The 19126-nt window shown below is 70.7% G+C and carries 19 protein-coding genes; 9 read left to right on the top strand and 10 right to left on the bottom strand.

Annotated elements, in window-relative coordinates; all coding sequences use genetic code 11:
• Window positions 1-89 precede the first annotated feature (89 nt).
• Genes OOK40_RS09250 through OOK40_RS09240 form a run of 3 tightly spaced genes read right to left on the bottom strand, consistent with a single transcriptional unit; the run spans window position 90 to window position 3147 of the window.
• Window positions 90-683 (bottom strand): TetR/AcrR family transcriptional regulator, encoded by a 594-nt coding sequence (locus OOK40_RS09250; RefSeq protein ID WP_266478161.1) that lies wholly within the window; start codon window positions 681-683, stop codon window positions 90-92.
• Between the two features lie 50 nt (window positions 684-733).
• Complete coding sequence (locus OOK40_RS09245; protein ID WP_266478159.1) at window positions 734-2386, bottom strand: AMP-binding protein; 1653 nt, start codon at window positions 2384-2386, stop codon at window positions 734-736.
• Complete coding sequence (locus OOK40_RS09240; RefSeq protein ID WP_266478157.1) at window positions 2383-3147, bottom strand: SDR family oxidoreductase; 765 nt, start codon at window positions 3145-3147, stop codon at window positions 2383-2385. The genes OOK40_RS09245 and OOK40_RS09240 overlap by 4 nt, the downstream gene beginning before the upstream one ends.
• Before the next feature lie 184 nt (window positions 3148-3331).
• Between OOK40_RS09240 and OOK40_RS09235 the strand changes: the two genes are divergently transcribed.
• The 5 genes from OOK40_RS09235 (at window position 3332) to OOK40_RS09215 (ending at window position 8476) form a co-directional block, all read left to right on the top strand.
• Window positions 3332-4585 (top strand): DUF1343 domain-containing protein, encoded by a 1254-nt coding sequence (locus tag OOK40_RS09235; protein ID WP_266478155.1) that lies wholly within the window; start codon window positions 3332-3334, stop codon window positions 4583-4585.
• A 27-nt stretch (window positions 4586-4612) separates the two neighbouring features.
• Complete coding sequence (locus OOK40_RS09230) at window positions 4613-4819, top strand: hypothetical protein (protein WP_266478153.1); 207 nt, start codon at window positions 4613-4615, stop codon at window positions 4817-4819.
• 126 nt (window positions 4820-4945) lie between these two features.
• Complete coding sequence (locus OOK40_RS09225) at window positions 4946-6253, top strand: serine-threonine protein kinase (RefSeq protein ID WP_266479060.1); 1308 nt, start codon at window positions 4946-4948, stop codon at window positions 6251-6253.
• A gap of 216 nt (window positions 6254-6469) precedes the next feature.
• Complete coding sequence (locus OOK40_RS09220) at window positions 6470-7081, top strand: hypothetical protein (protein WP_266478151.1); 612 nt, start codon at window positions 6470-6472, stop codon at window positions 7079-7081.
• A 318-nt stretch (window positions 7082-7399) separates the two neighbouring features.
• Window positions 7400-8476 carry an RNA ligase (ATP) gene (locus OOK40_RS09215; protein WP_266478149.1) on the top strand — a complete coding sequence of 359 codons (1077 nt, stop codon included), beginning with the start codon at window positions 7400-7402 and terminating at the stop codon, window positions 8474-8476.
• 142 nt (window positions 8477-8618) lie between these two features.
• On the opposite strand, the gene soxR is transcribed toward OOK40_RS09215, so the two are convergent.
• Window positions 8619-9098, bottom strand: a complete 480-nt coding sequence (gene soxR, locus OOK40_RS09210; protein WP_266478147.1) for a redox-sensitive transcriptional activator SoxR — start codon at window positions 9096-9098, stop codon at window positions 8619-8621.
• Window positions 9099-9207: 109 nt separating this feature from the next.
• Between soxR and OOK40_RS09205 the strand changes: the two genes are divergently transcribed.
• Window positions 9208-9669: a MaoC family dehydratase gene (locus OOK40_RS09205; RefSeq protein ID WP_266478145.1), complete on the top strand. Its 462-nt coding sequence runs from the start codon at window positions 9208-9210 to the stop codon at window positions 9667-9669.
• Window positions 9670-9682: 13 nt separating this feature from the next.
• On the opposite strand, the gene OOK40_RS09200 is transcribed toward OOK40_RS09205, so the two are convergent.
• Both OOK40_RS09200 and OOK40_RS09195 read right to left on the bottom strand, forming a co-directional pair.
• Window positions 9683-10318 carry a TetR/AcrR family transcriptional regulator gene (locus OOK40_RS09200; protein ID WP_266478143.1) on the bottom strand — a complete coding sequence of 212 codons (636 nt, stop codon included), beginning with the start codon at window positions 10316-10318 and terminating at the stop codon, window positions 9683-9685.
• 56 nt (window positions 10319-10374) lie between these two features.
• A complete protein-coding gene (locus tag OOK40_RS09195) occupies window positions 10375-10668 on the bottom strand; it encodes a YiaA/YiaB family inner membrane protein (protein ID WP_266478141.1) in 294 nt (97 codons plus the stop codon).
• 163 nt (window positions 10669-10831) lie between these two features.
• Between OOK40_RS09195 and OOK40_RS09190 the strand changes: the two genes are divergently transcribed.
• Genes OOK40_RS09190 through OOK40_RS09180 form a run of 3 tightly spaced genes read left to right on the top strand, consistent with a single transcriptional unit; the run spans window position 10832 to window position 13231 of the window.
• On the top strand, window positions 10832-11476 hold the full coding sequence (locus OOK40_RS09190) for a TetR/AcrR family transcriptional regulator (protein WP_266478138.1): 645 nt from the start codon (window positions 10832-10834) through the stop codon (window positions 11474-11476).
• Window positions 11477-11525: 49 nt separating this feature from the next.
• The gene (locus OOK40_RS09185) at window positions 11526-12221 is read left to right on the top strand and encodes a helix-turn-helix transcriptional regulator (RefSeq protein ID WP_266478136.1); all 696 of its coding nucleotides are present in this window, start codon (window positions 11526-11528) and stop codon (window positions 12219-12221) included.
• A gap of 32 nt (window positions 12222-12253) precedes the next feature.
• A complete protein-coding gene (locus OOK40_RS09180) occupies window positions 12254-13231 on the top strand; it encodes a DMT family transporter (RefSeq protein ID WP_266478135.1) in 978 nt (325 codons plus the stop codon).
• A gap of 373 nt (window positions 13232-13604) precedes the next feature.
• Here OOK40_RS09180 and OOK40_RS09175 read toward each other — a convergent pair whose 3' ends face one another.
• The 4 genes from OOK40_RS09175 to OOK40_RS09160 form a co-directional block, all read right to left on the bottom strand.
• Window positions 13605-14684 carry a Zn-dependent alcohol dehydrogenase gene (locus OOK40_RS09175; protein WP_266478133.1) on the bottom strand — a complete coding sequence of 360 codons (1080 nt, stop codon included), beginning with the start codon at window positions 14682-14684 and terminating at the stop codon, window positions 13605-13607.
• A gap of 19 nt (window positions 14685-14703) precedes the next feature.
• Window positions 14704-16098, bottom strand: a complete 1395-nt coding sequence (locus OOK40_RS09170) for an aldehyde dehydrogenase family protein (RefSeq protein ID WP_266478131.1) — start codon at window positions 16096-16098, stop codon at window positions 14704-14706.
• 97 nt (window positions 16099-16195) lie between these two features.
• Window positions 16196-17539 (bottom strand): ABC transporter ATP-binding protein, encoded by a 1344-nt coding sequence (locus OOK40_RS09165; RefSeq protein ID WP_266478129.1) that lies wholly within the window; start codon window positions 17537-17539, stop codon window positions 16196-16198.
• 166 nt (window positions 17540-17705) lie between these two features.
• Window positions 17706-19094 (bottom strand): CitMHS family transporter, encoded by a 1389-nt coding sequence (locus tag OOK40_RS09160; RefSeq protein WP_266478127.1) that lies wholly within the window; start codon window positions 19092-19094, stop codon window positions 17706-17708.
• Window positions 19095-19126: the final 32 nt, after the last annotated feature.

Raw genomic sequence — 19126 nt, 5'->3', positions numbered from 1 at the left:
CAACCGGGGCTCCGCCCCGGACCCCGCGCCTCAAACGCCGGCGGGGCTGAATTCTTCAGCCCCGCCGGCGTTTGAGGACAAGACGGCAACTACGGGCGCAGCGCGCGCAGCAGGAGGTCTGCCAGGTGGTCCGCCACCTGCTGGGGGGTCAGGGGGCCGTCGGGGCGGTACCACGTCGACAGGTGGTGGACCGAGCCGAAGTGGTAGTCCACCACCAGGTCCGCGGGCGTGGCCGAGGAGAAGACCCCGCTCTGCTGGCCCTCTTCGACCAACGCCCGGAACCGCTCGTGGTAGCGGCGGCGCTCGGCCCGCACCTGCTTGTGCTTCTCCGGGCTCAGATGGTGCATGGAGCGGAAGAAGATCGCCGCGTCGTCAAGATTGTCGATGGTCGTCACCACGACGTCCGCCGCCGCGCCGCGCAGCCGCGTCTCCACCGGCTCGTCCGCGCCTGCGAAGGCGTCGAGGCGTTCCTGCTGGAGCCGCAGCACCCGGGCGTAGACCTCCTGGAGCAGGTCTTCCTTGGAGCCGAAGTAGTGGTAGAGCGCTCCCTTGGTGACGCCGGCCGCCTCGACGATCTCCTGGACGGATGTGCGGTCGTAGCCGCGTTCGGCGAAGAGCCGGGTGGCGGCGGCCAGCAGCCTCTGCGGGACGGGGGTGCCGTCCCCGTCCGTCGTCCTGGCCATTGCCGCCACCCGCCTTTCACTCAGTTCACTCGGTTCACTCGCGTCTTGACTTACCCGGGGAAACGCAGTTCCCGCCTGAGGATCTTCCCACTTGTCGTCTTCGGGAGCTCCGGCAGGATCTCCACCTCGCGCGGGTACTTGTACGCGGCCAGGCGCTCCGCACAGTACGCGGAGATTTCGGCCGGTTCCACGCTCGCCCCGGGGCGCAGGCTGATGTATGCCTTGACGGTCTCTCCGCGGTAGTCGTGGGGTACGCCGACGACGGCCGCCTCCCGAACCGCCGGGTGCGTGTAGAGGACGTCCTCGACCTCGCGCGGCCAGACCTTGAAGCCCGAGACGTTGATCATGTCCTTCTTGCGGTCGACGACATAGAGCCAGCCGTCGGTGTCCATGAAGCCGATGTCGCCGGTGCGCAGTTCACCGTCCGGGAACGCCTCGGCCGTGGCCTCGGGCAGCCGCCAGTATCCGGGCACCACCTGGGGGCCGCTCACCGCGATCTCGCCCTGCTCGCCGAGCGGGACGTCCTGGCCCTTCTCGTCGACGATCCGCACGATCGTGTCGGGTCCGGGCACGCCGACGGAGAGGGTGCCGGATGCCGGGTCGACCGGGGCCAGTTTCTCGGGCGGTACTGAGGCGCAGGGGGCGGTGCACTCGGTGAGGCCGTAGCCGTTGTACAGGTAGGGGCCGAAGCCCGTACGGAACTTCTCGACCAGCGCGGGAGGCACCGGGGCGCCGCCGGAGGAGATCATCCGGAAGGATGCGAAGTGCTCGCGGGTGGCGGCGGGATGCGCGGCCAGCGCCATGAAGGCGGTGGAGGGGCCGACGGTGTACGCGGGCCGGTGCTCGGCGAAGGCGTCGAGCACGACGCCCGCCTCGAAGCGGTAGGAGAGGGCGAGCGTGCCCGCGTTGGCGATACAGGCGGCGAGCTCGCAGACCATGCCGGTGATGTGGAACAGCGGCGCGAGCGCGAAGTAGCAGGAGCCCTCGGGCACGGGGTGGCCGGTGCGCTGCCGTTCGGCGTTGTGGACGATGCCGCCGTGGAGGTTCATGGCGCCCTTGGGGGTGCCGCTGGTGCCGGAGGTGTAGCTGATCAACGCCACGTCGGCGGAGGTGAGTTCGCGGCCTTCCGGCGCGTTCAGTCCCTGCCGGGCCACGGCCAGCAGGTCGTGGGTGTCCAGCGGGGCCGGCTGCCGCTCGAAGCCCAGGACGCGTTCGTCGTCGCGGCTCTGCAGGTCCAGTTCGCAGGCGGTGAGGGCGAGGCGTACGGGCGAGCGGGCGGCGCTGTCGCGCAGGTACGACTCCCAGGCGCGGTCCGAGCAGATCAGCACGGTGACGTCGGCGTCGCTCAGGACATGCGCGACCTCGGCCGACTTGTACATCGGGTTGAGCGGGACGACAGCCGCCCCGGCCTTCCAGGCGCCGAGCAGCGCGATCACGAAGTGCGGGGTGTTCTGCAGCATGATCGCCACGCGGTCGCCGCGGCCGACTCCGCGGGAGCCGAGATGGCCCGCGACGGAGTCGGAGAGCTCGTCGGTCTCGCGGTAGCTCAGGCGCCCGTCGAAGTAGGCGAGTGCGGTGTGCTCGGGGGCGCGGGCCACGGCGGCGCGGAAGGAGTGCACGACGCTCGCGGGCGGGGTGATCGGGGCCCGCTGGGCCTCGGTGAGCTGGGCCAGCCAGGGCCGCGCCGCGTAGACGGATGTCACCTCTGCGCTCCTTCCCACTTCTGCTGGATGTGGTTCATGCCGCCCAGCCATCGCTCGGGCGTCGCGGCGCGTGCCTGGTAGAACTCGGCGACCTCGGGGTGCGGCAGGATCAGGAAGCGGTCGGCCTCGATGCCCTCGAACAGCGCGTCGGCGACGTCCTCGGGCTCGATCGCGGTGGGGGCGAGGACGAGTTCGCCCGCCGATCCGGCCGCGGTGAGCATGTCCGTACGCACTCCCTGCGGGCAGATGGCGTGCACCTTCAGGCCCCGGTGGGCGTAGGTGAGCTGGAGCCACTCGGCGAAGGCGTACGCGCCGTGCTTGGAGACGCTGTACGGGGCCGCGCCCACCATGGTGAGCAGGCCGGCGGCGGAGACGGTGGAGACGAAGCGGCCGCTGCCGCGCTCCAGCCAGTCGGGCAGCAGGGTGCGGGCCGCGCGGACGTGCGCCATCACATTGACGTCCCAGGCGGCGGCCCACACCTGCTCGTCGGCGAAGACGTCGCCGGGCGAGGCGAGTCCGGCGTTGGCGCAGTAGACGTCGACGGTGCCGTCCAGTGCGTCGCGGGCCTCTTCCACGATCTCGGAGGCGTCGCCCGGTACCGCGGTCGCGCCGATCTCGTCGGCCACGGCCTTGGTCCTGGCCGGGTCGATGTCGTTGACGACGACACGGGCGCCCTCCGCCGCGAACCGGCAGGCCAGGGCGGCTCCGATGCCGCCGCCCGCGCCCGTAACCACAACTCCAGCGCCCTGCACCGCACTCATCAAGCTCCGCCTCTCTGCGTACCATCCCGTTTGAGCAGACTAACCAGTCGGTATGTCGCGTGGGAAGGGGGCGTGCGGCCACGGGCACACGGGGGCCGAACCGCGCTGTCGCAATCGTTCCGCACGCCGGCCGTGCACGCTAGCGTGCGTGGCCATGACAGACAGCGACCACGGAGGTAACCCGATGAGCCTGTCCAGACGGGGTCTGCTGGCCGCCGGTGGCGCGGTGGGCGCGCTGGCCGCGGCCTCTTCGCCCGCCGCCGCCCACGCGGGCCACCACCGGGTTCGCACCGGCTTCGAGCGGCTGGCCGCCGACGGCTACGCGCCCCTGGCCGGACAGCGGGTCGGTGTGGTCACCAACCCGACCGGGATCACCCGGGACGTACAGCACATCGTGGATGTGATGCACGCCGACGACCGGGTGAACCTTCTCGCCGTCTTCGGCCCCGAGCACGGCTTCCGCGGCACCGCCCAGGCCGGTGGCTCCGAGGGCCGCTACGACGATCCGGCGACCGGGCTACCCGTCTACGACACGTACACCAAGAGCGGGCAGGCCCTCGCCGACATTTTCACCGCGTCCGGCGTGGAAACGATCGTCTTCGACATCCAGGACGTCGGCGCACGCTTCTACACCTACATCTGGACCCTCTACGACTGCATGGAGGCGGCCGCGCTCGCGGGCAAGCGCTTCGTGGTCCTGGACCGGCCCAATCCGGTGACGGGCCGGGCCGCGCTGGGGCCCGTGCTGGACAAGGCCTTCGCGACCTTCGTGGGCCGCGAGCCCATCACGCAGGCGCACGGGATGACGGTCACCGAGCTGGCGCTGCTGTTCAACGGCGAGTTCCTGACTCGTCCGGTGGAGCTGGAGACGGTGCGGATGACGGGCTGGCGGCGCTCGGACTTCTTCGACGAGACGGGTCTTCCCTGGGTCCCGCCGAGCCCGAACATGCCGACGCCGGACACCGCGCTGGTCTACTCGGGCACCTGCCTGTTCGAGGGCACCAATCTGTCGGAGGGCCGCGGCACGACACGTCCTTTCGAGCTCCTGGGCGCCGAAGGCATCAACCACGCCTGGGCGGCGGCCGCGAATGGGCTCGCGCTGCCCGGTGTCCGCTTCCGCGAGGCGTACTTCACGCCGACGTTCTCCAAGTTCCAGGGCAAGACGGTCGGCGGGGTCCAGTTGCATGTCCACGACCGCACGTCGTACGACCCCGTGCGGACCGGGATCGGCCTGCTGGTGACGGCGAAGCGGGTGTGGAGCGGCTTCGCCTGGCGGCCCGACAACTGGATCGACAAGCTGACGGGGTCGGCGAGGGTGCGGACGATGATCGACGCGGGGGCGGGGGCGGACGAGGTGGTGGCGGCGTGGCAGGGCGAGCTGGCCGCGTTCAGGGCCGTACGGAGGACGTACCTGCGGTACGGAGGCAAGCACTACTGAGGGTCGGACCGCCGGAGCCCGGCGGCAATGAGGCGACCCTGGAGGGTGTCGCGCGGCGACTACTGCCTCGACATGCGCAACGCACCACCCGTCGCGCGGGATTGGCTGAATGTGGTACGCCAGACCCGGACCATCGGGAACGCCTGGCCGGTCGATACCGAGCCGGTACGGCCGGCCGCGACGCACGACGTACTGATCCATCTCCACCGGGTACGCGCAGCCGACCGCCTCTGACCGACCGCCTGTGACCGACGGGGACCAGGCGCGATCGAGCACGGTCGTAGGTATGGCCGTTCCTCCCTTCGCGCAGGATGCTGGGGCATCGGCGGACAAAGACGGGGAGGGCCGGTCATGCCGGAAATGAGTGTGAAGCCGTACCGCGAAGTCACCTTCGACAAGGACGGCGACGTGGACGCCGCGCAGCGCGACAGTCTGGCTGAAATGGACGTCACCGATCTGGTGATGTTCGCGCACGGGTGGAACAACTCACCCTCGGTCGCCAACCGGTTGTACTCGGCCTTCTTCGCGCCCTTCCCGGGGCTGACGGGCGAAGGGGTGAGGCTCGGATACGTCGGTGTGGTGTGGCCGTCCATGAAGTTCACGGACGAGCCGATTCCGGACTTCCGGCCGTCCGCCACGGCTCCCCCACTGGACTCCGCACTGGAATCCGCACTGGACGAGGCGACGCAGGACGCCCTGGTCGAGCTGTTTCCCGGGCACGACGGGACGGTGCGACGGCTCGCTCAACTGCTCCACGCGCAGCCCGAGTCGGAAGCCGCCTTCGCGGAGTTCGGCTCCCTGGCACGACAGTTGGCCGAGGCGCCGGTCGGCGGAGTCGGAGGGACCTGTTTCACGGACGATCTGCCCCACGACGAACAGGGCCCGCCCGCCGTCCTGTTCGAGGATTCTCTGACAATGTGCCGGAGGTTCGCGCTCGCGCTGGAGGAGAGCGTGGAGGTGACGGAGAAGGAGCCCGCCGTCGAGTCCTTCGCCGTCGGAGGCGGGCTCAAGAAGGTGTGGAAGGGCGCGAAGGAACTGCTGCGGCAGACGACGTACTACGCGATGAAGCGGCGCGCCGGGAGGGTCGGCGAGCTGGGTCTCGGCCCGCTGCTGGGCCAGCTCGCCCGCTCGTCCCCCGCGGTGCGGGTGCATCTGGTGGGGCACAGCCAGGGGGCACGGCTGGTCTCCTTCGCGCTGCGCGGGCTGCCGCACGGCGCGAACAACGTGAAGTCGCTGACGCTCCTCCAGGGATCCTTCTCACACTATGCGTTCGCGCAGAGCCTGCCGCACGCGGCACACAGCGGCGGCGCCCTGCGCAGCATGGAGCACCGGGTCGACGGGCCGGTGGTGGCCTGCTACTCGCGACACGACAGCGCGCTCGGAGTGATCTATCCGCTCGCTTCCAGCCTGGCCGGGGACGACGCGAACGTGGTCGGGCTCGACAAGCGGTGGTGGGCGATGGGACACGACGGCATCCAGGCCGTGCAGCCGCTGGTCAGGCTGACGCTGGAGGAGGCGCTGCGGCAGGGGATCCCCGGCTCGGGCTGCGTCAGCGTGGACACGGCCTCGGTGGTGCGGCGCGGCGGGCCTCCGGCCGGCGCGCACAGCGACATCTGCCACGAGGAGCTGGCGCGGGTGGTACTGGCCGCGGGCCGCATCGGGCGCTGAGCATGCCGCCCAGCGCGCCCGGTGGATGATCGTGCCGCGCGGAGTGGGGCGGTTGACCAACGGCATCACGGCTGCCCCCGGGGCGATCCGGACGAACCGGCATGATCACCACCACTGGCCAGTAATGACACCCATCGAATTTTCGATGGAGCCGGATCGGGTACTCGTACGTCCATTCCTCAACGCCGAAGTACCAGCGACGGAGGTGGCAGTGCGATGGCCGGTTTCCGCAGTCTTGCGAGACAGGTGCGCGACGCGCGGTGTGATCTGGCGCTACGACGCTATTCGCTGCGCAAGTGCCTGGAACGATTTGCCCCTTATGGGCACCGGGCAACCTGGGCTCATCTGTGCGCCAGGCACAGCATCGAGCCCGAGGACCGGGCCCCCGATCCGGCGCGGCTGGTGGCCGCGCTCGACGAGTTGGAACAGGCGCGGGCCGTCTGGCTCGCGTACGAGGAGAGTTTCGCGGACCGCCGCAAGCGCGAGAAGCACGGTGGACTGCGACGGCCGGCGTCGATCGACGACTGGCATCGGCGGACCTGGGGCGGGAACGGGGTCGCCCGCTGCGACAGCCCGGGCGCCCATCCGTCGGCACCGCTCGCCGAGGTCCTGCGGCGGCTGATATCCGCGCTGGAGACCGAACCCGGAAACGGCTGCCCGGTGTGCGGGGGTACGCACATCGTGTGGCGGCAGGATCTGGCGAACGAGCCCTGGTTCGGGCCGGTTTGCACGGGCTGCGGGATAGTCGTGCCGCAGCCTGTACTGACGTCCGAGGCGGTGGCGGCGGCGAAGCGGGCGGGGCGCAGGGAGCTGGCGTCGGTGGCCTGAACGGTTGGGCCGGGCCCTGCGGGGCTTGTTCCCCACCCCGCCCTCCCCCTACGGCCTGGCGGCCGTGGGAGGTACCCCCATCCCGAACTGGGGGCAAGCCCCCAGACCCCCGACGGGGCTTCGCCCCGGACCCGTATGCGACCTTCGGCCGCATGTCCTCAAACGCCGGACGGGCTGAATAGTTCAGCCCCGCCGGCGATTGAGGCGCGGGGTCCGGGGCGGAGCCCCGGTTATGGAGAGGGCGGTCGATATTCAGTGGCCCTCCGCCGGTCACCGCCCGCACAGTGGACGCGGAAATCCGTAATCGAGGAGACGCCGATGTCCACGCTGCGTGTCACCGCAGAGCTGCTGACCGTCCACGAGCACCCGAACGCCGACGCGCTCGAACTGGCTCAGGTGGGCCTCTACCGCGCCGTCGTCGCCAAGGGCGCGTACCGCAGTGGTGACGCCGCCGTCTACATCCCGGAACAGTCCGTGCTCCCGGCCGGGTTGATCGAGGAGCTGGGGCTGACCGGACGGCTGGCCGGCGGAGAGGCCAACCGGGTCAAGGCGGTGCGGCTGCGCGGGGAACTGTCGCAGGGCATCGTGTGCCGGCCGCAGGCCCTCGCGGACATCGATCTGGCGCAGGCGGCCGCCGACGGCACGGACTTCGCGGAGCTGCTCTCGATCACCAAGTGGTCGCCGCCCATCCCGCCCACGATGAGCGGCGATGTGGAACGGGCTCCCGATCTGCTGCCCTGGGTCGACATCGAGAACATCCAGCGCTATCCGGAGATCTTCGAGCCGGGCGAGCCCGTGGTGATCACCGAGAAGCTGCACGGCTCGGCCTGCCTGCTGACGTACACCGTGACGGACGACGGGCAGGGTCGCGTCCAGGTCTCGTCGAAGGGCTTCGGTGCCAAGGGCCTTGCCCTCACGGAGGATCCGCGCAATCTGTATTGGCGCGCGGTGCTCGGCCATGACGTCCCGGCGGTCGCGGCGCGCCTCGCCGAGAAGCTGGGGGCGAGCCGGGTCGGGATCTTCGGCGAGGTGTACGGCGCCGGGGTGCAGGACCTCGTCTACGGGGCCAACGCCCGCTCCGAGGCGCTCGGTTACGCCGTGTTCGACGTGTCGGCCGAGATCGACGGCCAGGTCCGCTGGCTGGAGACGACCGGGCTGCTGGAGGGTGAACTTCCGCTGGTGCCACGGCTGTTCGAGGGTCTGTACGACATCGACACAGTGCTGGAACTGGCGAGCGGCCGGGAGACCGTGTCCGGGCGCGAGCTGCATCTGCGCGAAGGCGTCGTGATCCGTTCCGCTGCCGAGCGCTACAGCCCGGTGGTGGGCGGCCGGGCGATCGCCAAGGCGGTCAGCCCGGCGTATCTGACGCGCAAGGGCGGCACGGAGTACGAGTAGTCCCGCGCGGCAAGGGGGTGTCCGGTGGATCACGCTGGATCAGGGAGCCGCAGGGCGTCGCGAGCCCAGCCAGATCCGCCGGACACCCCCTGGGGAAGAGGCGGGCCCGTCACGGGGGTGCGGGCCCGCCTGTACGTCATGCTCAGGCACGGTCCTTCGCGGGCCGTCCGCGCTCGGGCAGCAGCCGGGAGCCCGTCAGCCGCTCGCCGAAGATGTCGTCCGGGTTGGACAGGACGCAGGTCTGCAGGGAGAGGCAGCCGCAGCCGATGCAGTCGGTGAGATGGTCGCGGAGCCGGCCGAGCTGTCTGATGCGCTCGTCGAGCTCCGCGCGCCACGCCTCGGACAGCCGCGCCCAGTCCTCGCGGTCGGGTGTGCGCTCCTCGGGCAGTTCGGCCAGTGCGTCCCTGATCGTGGCGAGCGGAATGCCCACCCGTTGCGCGGCGCGTACGAAGGCGACGCGGCGCAGTGCGTCCCTGCTGTACCGGCGCTGGTTTCCGCTGGTCCGGCGGCTGCTGATCAGCCCTTTGGACTCGTAGAAGTGCAGGGCGGACACGGCGGCGCCGCTGCGCGCGGAGAGCTGGCCGACCGTGAGCTCGTGAATCTTCTCGGGAATCTGTGGCACTCCTCGAAGCCTACTGGGCCCGTCGTTGACAGGAGCTGTCCGCCCAACCATGCTGAGCAAGCGCTTAGACATTGGCGTTCCGCAGAGACGAGACGCAGGGAGCAGGGACATGGCCGAGCCGAGGATCTTCACGTCCGCCGAGGAGCTGCGCGCCGGGGTCGGCGAGCAGCTGGGGCACAGCGACTGGCTGGAGATCGAGCAGAAGCGGATCGATCTCTTCGCCGAGGCGACCGGTGACCACCAGTGGATCCACGTGGACCCGGAGCGGGCGGCGACCGGCCCCTTCGGTACGACGATCGCGCACGGCTATCTCACGCTGTCGCTGCTCCCCGTCTTCGTCCCGCAGGTCCTGCGCGTCGAGGGCATGAAGATGGGCATCAACTACGGCGCGAACAAGGTCCGTTTCCCCTCGCCCGTACCGGTGGGCTCGCGACTGCGCGCGTCGGCGGTGCTGCAGAACGTGGAGGAGGCGGGCGGCGGCGTGCAGGTGACCGCCCTCGTCACGGTGGAGCGCGAGGGCGGCGACAAGCCGGTGTGCGTGGCCGAGTCGGTGTCCCGCTACTTCTTCTGAGACCCGCCGACTCCTACGAGTCCTGGCTCTTCCGGGCGGAGACCATGCGCAGGACGAGGTCGGCGTACAGCGCGCCGACCTCGTCGGGCGTCCTGCGGCCCCGCGTGTTGAACCAGCGCGCCACGTCGATGCAGAGCGACAGCACGGCGACCGTGGTGCCGGGGACGTCCGGGACGTCGAACTCCCCCGACTCGACGCCCTCGTGGAGAATTCCGCGTACGACGGCGTCGCTGCGGCGGCGCAGCTCGACGATCTCTTCGCGGTGTTCGCCGGAGAGCGCGTCGAGCTCGTACTGCACCACGCGTGCGGTGTCGTGCCGCCCTGCGTGCCAGCGGACGAAGGAACTCACGGCCGCGGCGAGCCGCTCGGAGGGCGTGCTGCCGGTGTCGGCCGCCGTCGACAGGACCTCCAGGGCCTTGTCGTGCCCGATCCGGCTGATCCGGTGGAGCAGCTCTTCCTTGGTCTTGTAGTGGATGTAGAGCGCGGCGGGGCTCATTCCGGCGCGGCCCGCGATGTCCCGGGTCGTCGTCGCGTGATAGCCCCGCTCGGCGAAGGCCTCGACGGCGGCCACGAGCAGCTTCCTCGCCGCCTCGGGCGTGACCTCGCCCCACGGCATGTCCTCGCCGGCCGTGTCCTCCGCCGTACTCATCGCTCGCCCCTTCCATTCATCAGAAGGCACACCATACCCCGAGGGTGAGCAAGCGCTTAGATCTTGGGCTTCTGGAAGGGGTCGTGCTCGGCGAGCAGCTTCTCCAGCCTGGCCTGGTCGACCCGGCTGACGATCTGCCCGGCTTCCTGGCGGTCCCGGATCACCTTGGCCAGGGTGAACGCCGAGGTCGTGAGGTAGAGGACGGCGATGGCGAGGAAGCCGCGCACCCAGGCGTCGGCGTCGAGATAGAGGATGCCGAGGCCGACAGCGCCGAGCGCGACGGCGAAGGAGGCGACGGACTGTCCGTAGAAGGCCGCGGTGTTCTGCTGCTTGACCTGTGTCTCACTCATAGGCGTCAGCATCGGTCGGCGTAGCCCGCGCCACATCCGCTCCCGTACTTACACGCGTACTCAGCGGAGGGCTGTCCGCTCCTCACTGAGCTCGATGTTCACACGCCCCCTCGCTTTAACTATCACTGCTAGTTTCCCGTCGGCAGGCCCTACTATGTGCCGCATGGCCCGCCCTCGCAAGCCCCTGCTCAGCCGAGAACGCATCGTCGAGACGGCGAGCGCGCTCGTGGACACCGAGGGCCTCGACGCCGTCTCCACCCGCAGGCTCGCCGCCGAACTCGGGGTCAGCGGCCCCTCCCTCTACAACCACTTCCGCAACAAGGACGAGATCCTCGACGCCGTCGCCGACGCGGTCAGCGCCCAGGTCGATCTGTCGATGTTCGACGAGGGCGACCGGCGCGACTGGCGCACCGCGCTGCACGACTGGGCCGTCTCCTACCGCGCGGCCCTGACCGACCACCCCAACACCGTGCCGGTACTCGCCCGCGGCCCGGGCCGCCGCCCGGCGGGGCTCAAGGTGGCCGACGCCGTCTTCGGCGCGATGGTCCGCGCGGGCTGGCCACCGGCCCAGGCGACCCATATCGGCGCCCTGATGCGGTACTTCATCACCGGCTCGGCGCTCGGTTCGTTCGCCCGCGGCTTCGTCGACGACGAGTCCGCGTACGACCCGGCCGACTATCCGCATCTCGGGCAGGCGCATCTCCTCGCCGAGCGGCAGCAGAAGGTGGACGAGGGCGCGTTCGAGACGGGCCTGCGGGCACTCATCGACGGTCTGTCCGTGCAGTACGAGGCCCTGGTGCGCGCCTGACGGAGACAGTTCGGCGGCCGCCGAACTGTGATGGGGCCATCCTGGACACATGCAGTCCAGAGACCTTGCCGCGCTGGCCGCGCTCCTCGCCGACGAGACCCGGGCCTCCTTCTGTCTCGCGCTGCTGGACGGCCGTGCCTGGACCTCGGGTGAACTCGCCCGGCACGCGCACGTGGCGCCGTCGACCGCCAGTGAGCATCTGGGCAAGCTCGTCGCGGGCGGACTGCTCGCCGAGGAGCGCCAGGGGCGCCACCGGTATGTGCGGCTCGCGGGCGAGAGCGTCGCCCGTCTCGTCGAGGAGCTGGCCGCGCACACCGCACCCGCCCCGGACGCGTCGCCCGCCTCGCTGCGGGCGGCGACTACCCGCAGCGCCATGGCACGCGGACGCACCTGTTACGACCATCTCGCCGGGCGGCTCGGCATCGCGATCACCCAGGCCTTGACGGCACGCGGGCTGCTGCACCAGGACAACGGCTTCGCGCTGACCGCCCAAGGCATCGCCTGGTTCGGCGAGTTGGGGCTCACGCTGGAGCGGAAGGGGCGACGTCCGCTCGTACGGTCGTGCCTGGACTGGACCGAGCGCAAACCGCATCTCGCGGGGCTCGCGGGAGCCGAGCTGTGCCGCCACGCCCTGGATGCGGGCTGGTGCGTACGGATCGGGTCCGAGCGCGCGGTGAAGGTGACCGCGGACGGCGAGCGGGCGCTGGCCGAGCTGCTCGGCATCGAGCCAGGGACATTGCGGTGAACGCCGAACAGTCGCCGCCGTACGGTCGGTCCATGACACGCTCCCCGCGCCCCGCCCGTGCGCAGTGGCCCGCTCTCGCCGCCGCGGGCGTCACCGTCGTCCTGTGGGCCTCCGCCTTTGTGTCGATCCGCAGCGCCGGTGAGGTGTACTCCCCCGGCGCGCTCGCTCTCGGGCGGCTCCTCGCCGGGTCTCTCGCCCTCGGCTGCGTCCTGCTGGTCCGGCGCGAGGGGCTGCCGCCGCGGGCAGCCTGGCCGGGGATCGCCATATCCGGGCTGCTGTGGTTCGGCGTCTACATGGTGGTGCTCAACTGGGGTGAGCAGGAAGTCGACGCGGGCACGGCCGCGATGGTCGTGAACATCGGCCCGATTCTCATCGCGCTGCTCGGCGCCCGGCTGCTCGGCGAGGCGCTGCCGCCGCGGCTGCTGGCCGGGATGGCGGTGTCGTTCGCCGGGGCGGTGACCGTCGGCCTCTCGATGTCGGGCGAGGGCAGCGCCTCCACGCTGGGCGTACTGCTGTGCCTGCTGGCGGCGGTGGGGTACGCGGGCGGGGTGGTGGCCCAGAAGCCCGCGCTGGCGCACGCGAGCGCACTGCAGGTGACGACGTTCGGCTGCCTGGTCGGGGCGGTGGCCTGTCTGCCGTTCCTCGGGCAGCTGGTCTCCCAGGCGGAACGGGCTCCCCTGTCGGCCACCCTCAACATGGTCTACCTGGGCGTCTTCCCGACCGCGCTGGCGTTCACGACCTGGGCCTACGCGCTGGCTCGTACGACCGCGGGGCGGATGGGCGCGACGACTTATGCCGTGCCCGCGCTGGTCGTGCTGATGTCATGGCTGGCGCTGGACGAGGTACCGGCCGGACTCACTCTGGCGGGCGGGACGCTGTGCCTGGCGGGGGTGGCCGTCTCGCGCTCCCGGTCCCGGAGGTCGGCCTCACCGGACGCCCCGGATGCGGCGGATACCGCGACGTGCGCGCCGGATGCCGGGGCGTCCGAGGCCGACGGCCGTCGGGACTGATCCGCCCCTCCCCCAATTGGGCCGGCCTGACAGGCGGTGGGTTTTCCCCACCCCGCCCCTTCCCGAACTGGGGGCAAGCCCCCAGACCCCCACGGGGCTTCGCCCCCGACCCTTTGCGGGGGCGCTGCCCCCGGACCCCCGCGCCTCAAACTCCCCCAGACTTCGTCCGGGGGGACCCCCACGGGGCTGAATTTCGTGTCCGGGACCACGCCTCAAACGCCGACGGGGCTGGAATGTGCGGCTCGGCCGCACATCCAGCCCGTCCGGCGATTGAGGACATGCGGCCGAAGGTCGCATACGGGGTCCGGGGCGAAGCACCGGTGGGCGTCTGGGCGCTTGCCCCCCAGTTACGGGAAGGGGCGGGGCTGGGGACCTAAAAGACCACCAGCGCGCGCCCGCCCCGGCCCGCCAGCATGTTGGCGAACGCCCCCGCGATCCCGTCCAGGCCGATCCGGTCCGTCACCAGGGCCGCCAGGTCCAGCCGCCCCGCGCGCACATGCTCCGCCAGGACTGGCAGGTCGACCGCCGGGTTGCTGTTGCCGTAGACGCAGCCCGAGAGCGTGCGGCCCCAGTGGAAGAGTTCCAGCGCGTTGAACGTGACCTGCTGGTCCTTGCCGCCGATGCCGACGACCGTCGTGCGGCCGCCCCGGCGGGTGGACTCCCAGGCGGTGCGGATCGTCGCGGCCCGCCCGACGCACTCGATCGCCACGTCCGCGCCCTGGCCGCCCGTGAGTGTGCGGATCTCCTTCGCGGTGGTGTCGGAGGCGAGGACGTACTCGGTCGCACCCGCCCCCCGCGCCAGGGACTCCTTCTCCTCGGACACGTCGACCGCGATGATCGTCGACGCGCCCGCGATCCGGGCGGACTGGAGCGTGGCGAGGCCGACCCCGCCGACGCCGTAGACGACGACCGTCTCGCCCTCGCGGACGCGTGCGGAGTGGTGGACCGCGCCGTACCCGGTGAGGACCGCGCAGCCGAGCAGGGCGGCGTCGGTCAGCGGGACGCCGTCCGGGACGGGCAGGACGCAGTTCGCGGCGACGACGGTTTCTTCGGCGAAGGCCGCGACGTTCAGGCCGGGGTACAGCTCCGCGCCGTCGGCGGTACGGGCGTAGACGTTCGCCGCGCCCGCGAGGGCATTGGCGCAGAGCCACACCTCGCCGATCGAGCAGTGGTGGCAACTGCCGCAGGACGGCGCCCAGTTGAGGACGACGCCGTCGCCGGGGCCGATATGCGTGACCTCCTCGCCGACGGAGACGACGGTGCCCGCGCCCTCATGACCGAGGACGCACGGCGTCGGCACCCGCATGGTGCCGTTGGACAGGGACAGGTCGGAGTGGCAGACCCCGGCCGCGGCGAGGCGGACCCGCACCTGACCCGGGCCGGGTTCGGGCAGGTGGATGTCGGTGATCTCCAGCGGAGAGCCGACGGCGGGCAGTACGGCGGCGCGGACCATGATGCGTAGGACTCCCGGCTCAGAACTGGAGGGACTTGGTCTGGAGGTACTCGGACAGACCGTGCGGGCCGAGCTCCCGGCCGACGCCCGACTGCTTGTAACCGCCGAAGGGCGCGAGGGGGTTGAAGCGGCCGCCGTTGATGTCGACCTGCCCGGTGTCCATCCGGCGGGCGAAGGCGACGGCTTCGGCCGCGTCGGCGGCCCAGACCGCGCCCGCGAGCCCGTACACGGTGCCGTTGGCGATACGCAGGGCGTCGTCCTCGTCCTCGTACTTGATCAGCGACACGACCGGGCCGAAGATCTCCTCCTGCGCGATGGTCATCTCGGGGGTGACATCGGCGAAGACGGTGGGGCTGACGTAGTAGCCCGTCTCGCGCGGGGCTTCGGGGCCGCCGGCGACCAGGCGGGCGCCCTCGGCGACGCCCTTCTCGATATAGCCGCGTACGCGCTGCTGCTGCTTGGCGCTGACCAGCGGGCCGATCCGCTCGCCCGGTACGTACTTGGCGACCGCGGCCCTCGCGAGCGCCACCGCCTCGTCGTACTGGTCCTTGTGGACCAGCATCCGGGTCCATGCGCTGCACGTCTGGCCTGAGTTGGACATGACGTTGGCGATGCCGACGCCCACGGCCTTGGCCAGGTCGGCGCTCGGCAGGATGACATTGGCGGACTTGCCGCCGAGCTCCAGGGCGACCCGCTTGACCGCGCCGCCCGCGGTCGCGCCGATCTGCCTGCCGACCGCGGTCGAGCCGGTGAAGGAGACCAGGTCGACGTCCTCGTGGGCGGCGAGTGCCTGCCCGGCGACCGGGCCGAGACCCGTCACCAGGTTGAACACGCCTGCGGGCAGCCCGGCCTCGTCCACGGCCTCGGCGAACAGCTGCGCGGTCAGCGGGGTGTCCTCGGCGGGCTTGAGTACGACGGTGCAGCCCGCCGCGAGTGCCGGGGCGACCTTGGCGACGACCTGGTGCAGCGGGTAGTTCCAGGGCGTGATCGCACCGACCACGCCGACGGGCTCCAGCAGCACGGTGGAGTTCCCGGTCTTCTCCTCGAAGGAGTACGAGGCCGCCAGCTCCGCGTACGAACCGGCGACCATGATCGGCACGCCCGCGTGGACCGTCTGCGAGAGCTGGAGCGGCGCGCCGAGCTCGGCGGTGACGGTCTCGGCGATCTCGTCCGCCCGGACCACGAGCACATCGCGCAGGGCCGCGATCCTGGCGGCGCGTTCGGCGGGCGGGGTGGCGGCCCAGCCGGGGAGCGCCTCGCGGGCCGCGCGCACGGCGTCGTCGACGTCGTCCGCCGTACCGGCCGGGACATGGGCGATGACCTGCTCGTCGGCCGGGTTCACCACCGCGATCGTGTCCGGACCCCGGGCGGGCCGCCACTGGCCGCCGATGTACATCCCGTCGTGAGCCTTCATCGCACTCCTCCAGAAGCTGCCGTCAGTCGTCCGCACCCACAAACTAGCGGTGTTAGTTTTTGGACGCCAGGGCACCCTGGAGCGTAGCGGGGACCTCTCAGGCGTCCAGGCCCGGGAGGTCCGTCGGAGCAGGGCAGATCCTGCGGCCGTGGTGGTCGAAGACATAGAGATGCGCGAGATCGACGAGCAGCGGCACCTGCGCGCCAGTGCGCAGCCGCACATCGGGCCCGGTCCGCACCACCAAATCGCTCGCTGCCACGGACGGACGCTCGGCGGTCATGGTCCCCGGCCGCGGCTCCGGGTCGTCCAGAGCCACCACGGGCCCCGAGACATGGGCGACCGCGCGCTTCTTGAGGCGGGTCAGCACGCTCGGGCCGCTGCGGGTCCGGCGTCTGCGGACGGGGCCCTGCGGCCTGGGCGACTCGAGGTCGGCGACCACGGCGGGCTGTGAGCCGGTGTTGAAGTGCACGAGCGCCTCATGGCCCTGGTACTCCATGTGCTCGACGATCCCGGTCAGCGCGACCTCGCCGGGTCGGGCCTGGCTCGGCGGGGCTATCCGCGTGGCCTCCGAGCGCAGGCCGACGATGATCTGCCGGCCCTGCTGGATGCGGAGCAACTGGTGGTCGGTGCTGAGAGGTTCGGGCAGCGGAAGCCGCTGTTTGCCGAGATCGATGGACATCCGGCCGTCGAGCGGCGCGTAGACGACCGCCTGCAGCAGATTGATCCGCGGCGTGCCGATGAACGCGGCGACGAAGACGTTCGCGGGCAGGGCATAGGTTGCGCGCGGGGTGCTCACCTGCTGGAGTATGCCGCCGCGCATCACCGCGACCCGGTCGCCGAGGGACATCGCCTCGGCCTGGTCGTGCGTGACGTACACGGTCGTCACCCCCAACTCGGCAGTGAGCTGGGCTATCTCGGCCCGCAGATGGTTGCGCAGCTTCGCGTCGAGGTTGGACAGCGGCTCGTCCATCAGAAAGACGGAGGGCCGTCGGGAGATGGCCCGGCCCATCGCGACCCGCTGGCGTTCGCCGCCGGAGAGCTGGCTGGGGTAGCGGTCCAGGACGTCCTCGATGCCGAGCATGCGGGCGGTGGCCTCGATCTGCGGCCCGCTGTCCGCACGCGGGTTCTCCAGCCGCAGCGGGAAGCCGATGTTCTCGCGGTTCGTCATGGTCGGGTAGAGCGCGAAGTTCTGGAAGACCATCGCCATGGCGCGCTCGCGGGGCGGGATGTGGTTGGCGTACTCACCGTCCAGCAGCAACTCCCCCTCGGTGATGTCCTCGAGGCCCGCGATCATGCGCAGCACGGTCGACTTTCCGCAGCCCGACGGGCCGAGCAGCACCACGAACTCTCCCGGCTCGATGTCGAGGGAGAAACGGTCGACGGCGCGATTGGCGCGTTCGTACCTCTTGCTGACACTGCGCAGGGAGATGGCGCGACTCATAAGTTCCGCCGGAGGAAGAGGGGAGCGACTGAGACGCCTGAAACTAGCCGACTACTCCCGGTCAGGGAATGAGTCGCGCGAAGGTTGGGGCTCCATGCCACCGGCACCGCCGCCCGCGCGAAGGCGAAGGCGGCGGTGTCGAGGCGCGGTCAGCCGCTGGGAGGCATCAGACGATGCCGAAGAGAATTCCCGCGCCGAGCACGATCAGCGATGTCAGGGCGGCCCACTTGACGACGAACCGCGTGTGGTCGCCGAATTCGACCTTGGCCATGCCGACGAGGACATACACGGCGGGGACGAGCGGGCTCGACATGTGCAGGACCTGGCCGGTGAGCGAGGCTCGGGCGATCTCCAGGGAGGAGACGCCGTGTGCGGCGCCGGCCTCGGCGAGGACGGGCAGGACACCGAAGTAGAAACCGTCGTTCGACATGAAGTAGGTGAGCGGGATGCTCAGGACGCCGGTGACGAGCGCCATGTGCGGGCCCATCCCCTCGGGGATGGCGCCGACGAGCCAGTCGGCCATGTGCTTGACCATCCCGGTGCCGGTGAGGACTCCGGTGAAGACGGCGGCGGCGAAGACCATGCCTGCGACGTTCAGGACATTCTCGGCATGGGCGGCGATGCGCGCCCTCTGGTCCGCCATCTTGGGGTAGTTGACCGTCAGGGCGAGCGCGGCGCCGAGCAGGAACAGCACCGGGATCGGCAGATATTCCATGATCATTGCAGTGAGGAGGCCGACGGTGAGCGCCGCGTTGAACCAGTACAGCTTGGGCCGCAGGGTCGCGCGGTTCGGGTCGAGGCCCTTGAAGCCCTCGTCGCCGTCGTCCTGCTGGGGAACTTCCGCACCGGTACCAGCACTTGTGGAGGCCGCTTGCCCGCCGCCGCCCGCCTTGACCAGGACCGTCTCGGTCTCCGGCTCCAGCACCTCGTCCAGGGTGAGGACACCCAGGCGCTTGCGCTCACGCCGGCCCAGCACATAGGAGAGGGCGAACACGAAGAGGAGTCCGACGCCGAGCGCCGGGATCATCGGGACGAAGATGTCGCCCGCATCCACCTTCAGCGCGGTCGCCGCACGGGCGGTGGGGCCGCCCCAGGGCAGGGTGTTCATCACGCCGTTGGCCATGGCGGCGACGCCGGTCATCACGACCAGGCTCATCTTGAGGCGCTTGTAGAGCGGATACATCGCCGATACGGTGATCATGAAGGTGGTGGAGCCGTCGCCGTCGAGCGAGACGATCGCGGCGAGCACCGCCGTACCGACCACGACGCGCAGCGGATCCGCCTTGCAGAAGCGCAGAATGCCGCGCACGATCGGGTCGAAGAGACCGACGTCGATCATCACGCCGAAGTAGACGATCGCGAACATCAGCATCGCCGCGGTGGGGGCGAGGTTCCCGACGCCTTCGATGACGTAGTCACCGAGGTGCGCGCCCTTCCCGACGACTACGCAGAAGAGTGCGGGGATGAGGACCAGCGCCGCGATGGGCGACATCTTCTTCATCATGATCAGGACCAGGAAGGTCGCAATCATGGCGAAGCCGAGGATTGTCAGCATGGGGACACCTAACGTTCATCCTTGAACTCCCA

The organism is Streptomyces sp. NBC_01481 (assembly GCF_026339995.1).
Taxonomy (GTDB): Bacteria; Actinomycetota; Actinomycetes; order Streptomycetales; family Streptomycetaceae; genus Streptomyces.
Note: the sequence above shows the minus strand (reverse complement) of the source record. Positions and strands in the feature narration are given on the sequence as shown.

Bases quoted from the DNA above. Each gene is read 5' to 3' on its own strand.
- OOK40_RS09250 (WP_266478161.1), bottom strand. From the start codon at position 683: ATGGCCAGGACGACGGACGGGGACGGCACCCCCGTCCCGCAGAGGCTG.
- OOK40_RS09240 (WP_266478157.1), bottom strand. From the start codon at position 3,147: ATGAGTGCGGTGCAGGGCGCTGGAGTTGTGGTTACGGGCGCGGGCGGC.
- OOK40_RS09235 (WP_266478155.1), top strand. From the start codon at position 3,332: ATGAGCCTGTCCAGACGGGGTCTGCTGGCCGCCGGTGGCGCGGTGGGC.
- OOK40_RS09230 (WP_266478153.1), top strand. From the start codon at position 4,613: ATGAGGCGACCCTGGAGGGTGTCGCGCGGCGACTACTGCCTCGACATG.
- OOK40_RS09225 (WP_266479060.1), top strand. From the start codon at position 4,946: ATGAGTGTGAAGCCGTACCGCGAAGTCACCTTCGACAAGGACGGCGAC.
- OOK40_RS09220 (WP_266478151.1), top strand. From the start codon at position 6,470: ATGGCCGGTTTCCGCAGTCTTGCGAGACAGGTGCGCGACGCGCGGTGT.
- OOK40_RS09215 (WP_266478149.1), top strand. From the start codon at position 7,400: ATGTCCACGCTGCGTGTCACCGCAGAGCTGCTGACCGTCCACGAGCAC.
- OOK40_RS09205 (WP_266478145.1), top strand. From the start codon at position 9,208: ATGGCCGAGCCGAGGATCTTCACGTCCGCCGAGGAGCTGCGCGCCGGG.
- OOK40_RS09200 (WP_266478143.1), bottom strand. From the start codon at position 10,318: ATGAGTACGGCGGAGGACACGGCCGGCGAGGACATGCCGTGGGGCGAG.
- OOK40_RS09195 (WP_266478141.1), bottom strand. From the start codon at position 10,668: ATGAGTGAGACACAGGTCAAGCAGCAGAACACCGCGGCCTTCTACGGA.
- OOK40_RS09190 (WP_266478138.1), top strand. From the start codon at position 10,832: ATGGCCCGCCCTCGCAAGCCCCTGCTCAGCCGAGAACGCATCGTCGAG.
- OOK40_RS09185 (WP_266478136.1), top strand. From the start codon at position 11,526: ATGCAGTCCAGAGACCTTGCCGCGCTGGCCGCGCTCCTCGCCGACGAG.
- OOK40_RS09180 (WP_266478135.1), top strand. From the start codon at position 12,254: ATGACACGCTCCCCGCGCCCCGCCCGTGCGCAGTGGCCCGCTCTCGCC.
- OOK40_RS09175 (WP_266478133.1), bottom strand. From the start codon at position 14,684: ATGGTCCGCGCCGCCGTACTGCCCGCCGTCGGCTCTCCGCTGGAGATC.
- OOK40_RS09170 (WP_266478131.1), bottom strand. From the start codon at position 16,098: ATGAAGGCTCACGACGGGATGTACATCGGCGGCCAGTGGCGGCCCGCC.
- OOK40_RS09165 (WP_266478129.1), bottom strand. From the start codon at position 17,539: ATGAGTCGCGCCATCTCCCTGCGCAGTGTCAGCAAGAGGTACGAACGC.
- OOK40_RS09160 (WP_266478127.1), bottom strand. From the start codon at position 19,094: ATGCTGACAATCCTCGGCTTCGCCATGATTGCGACCTTCCTGGTCCTG.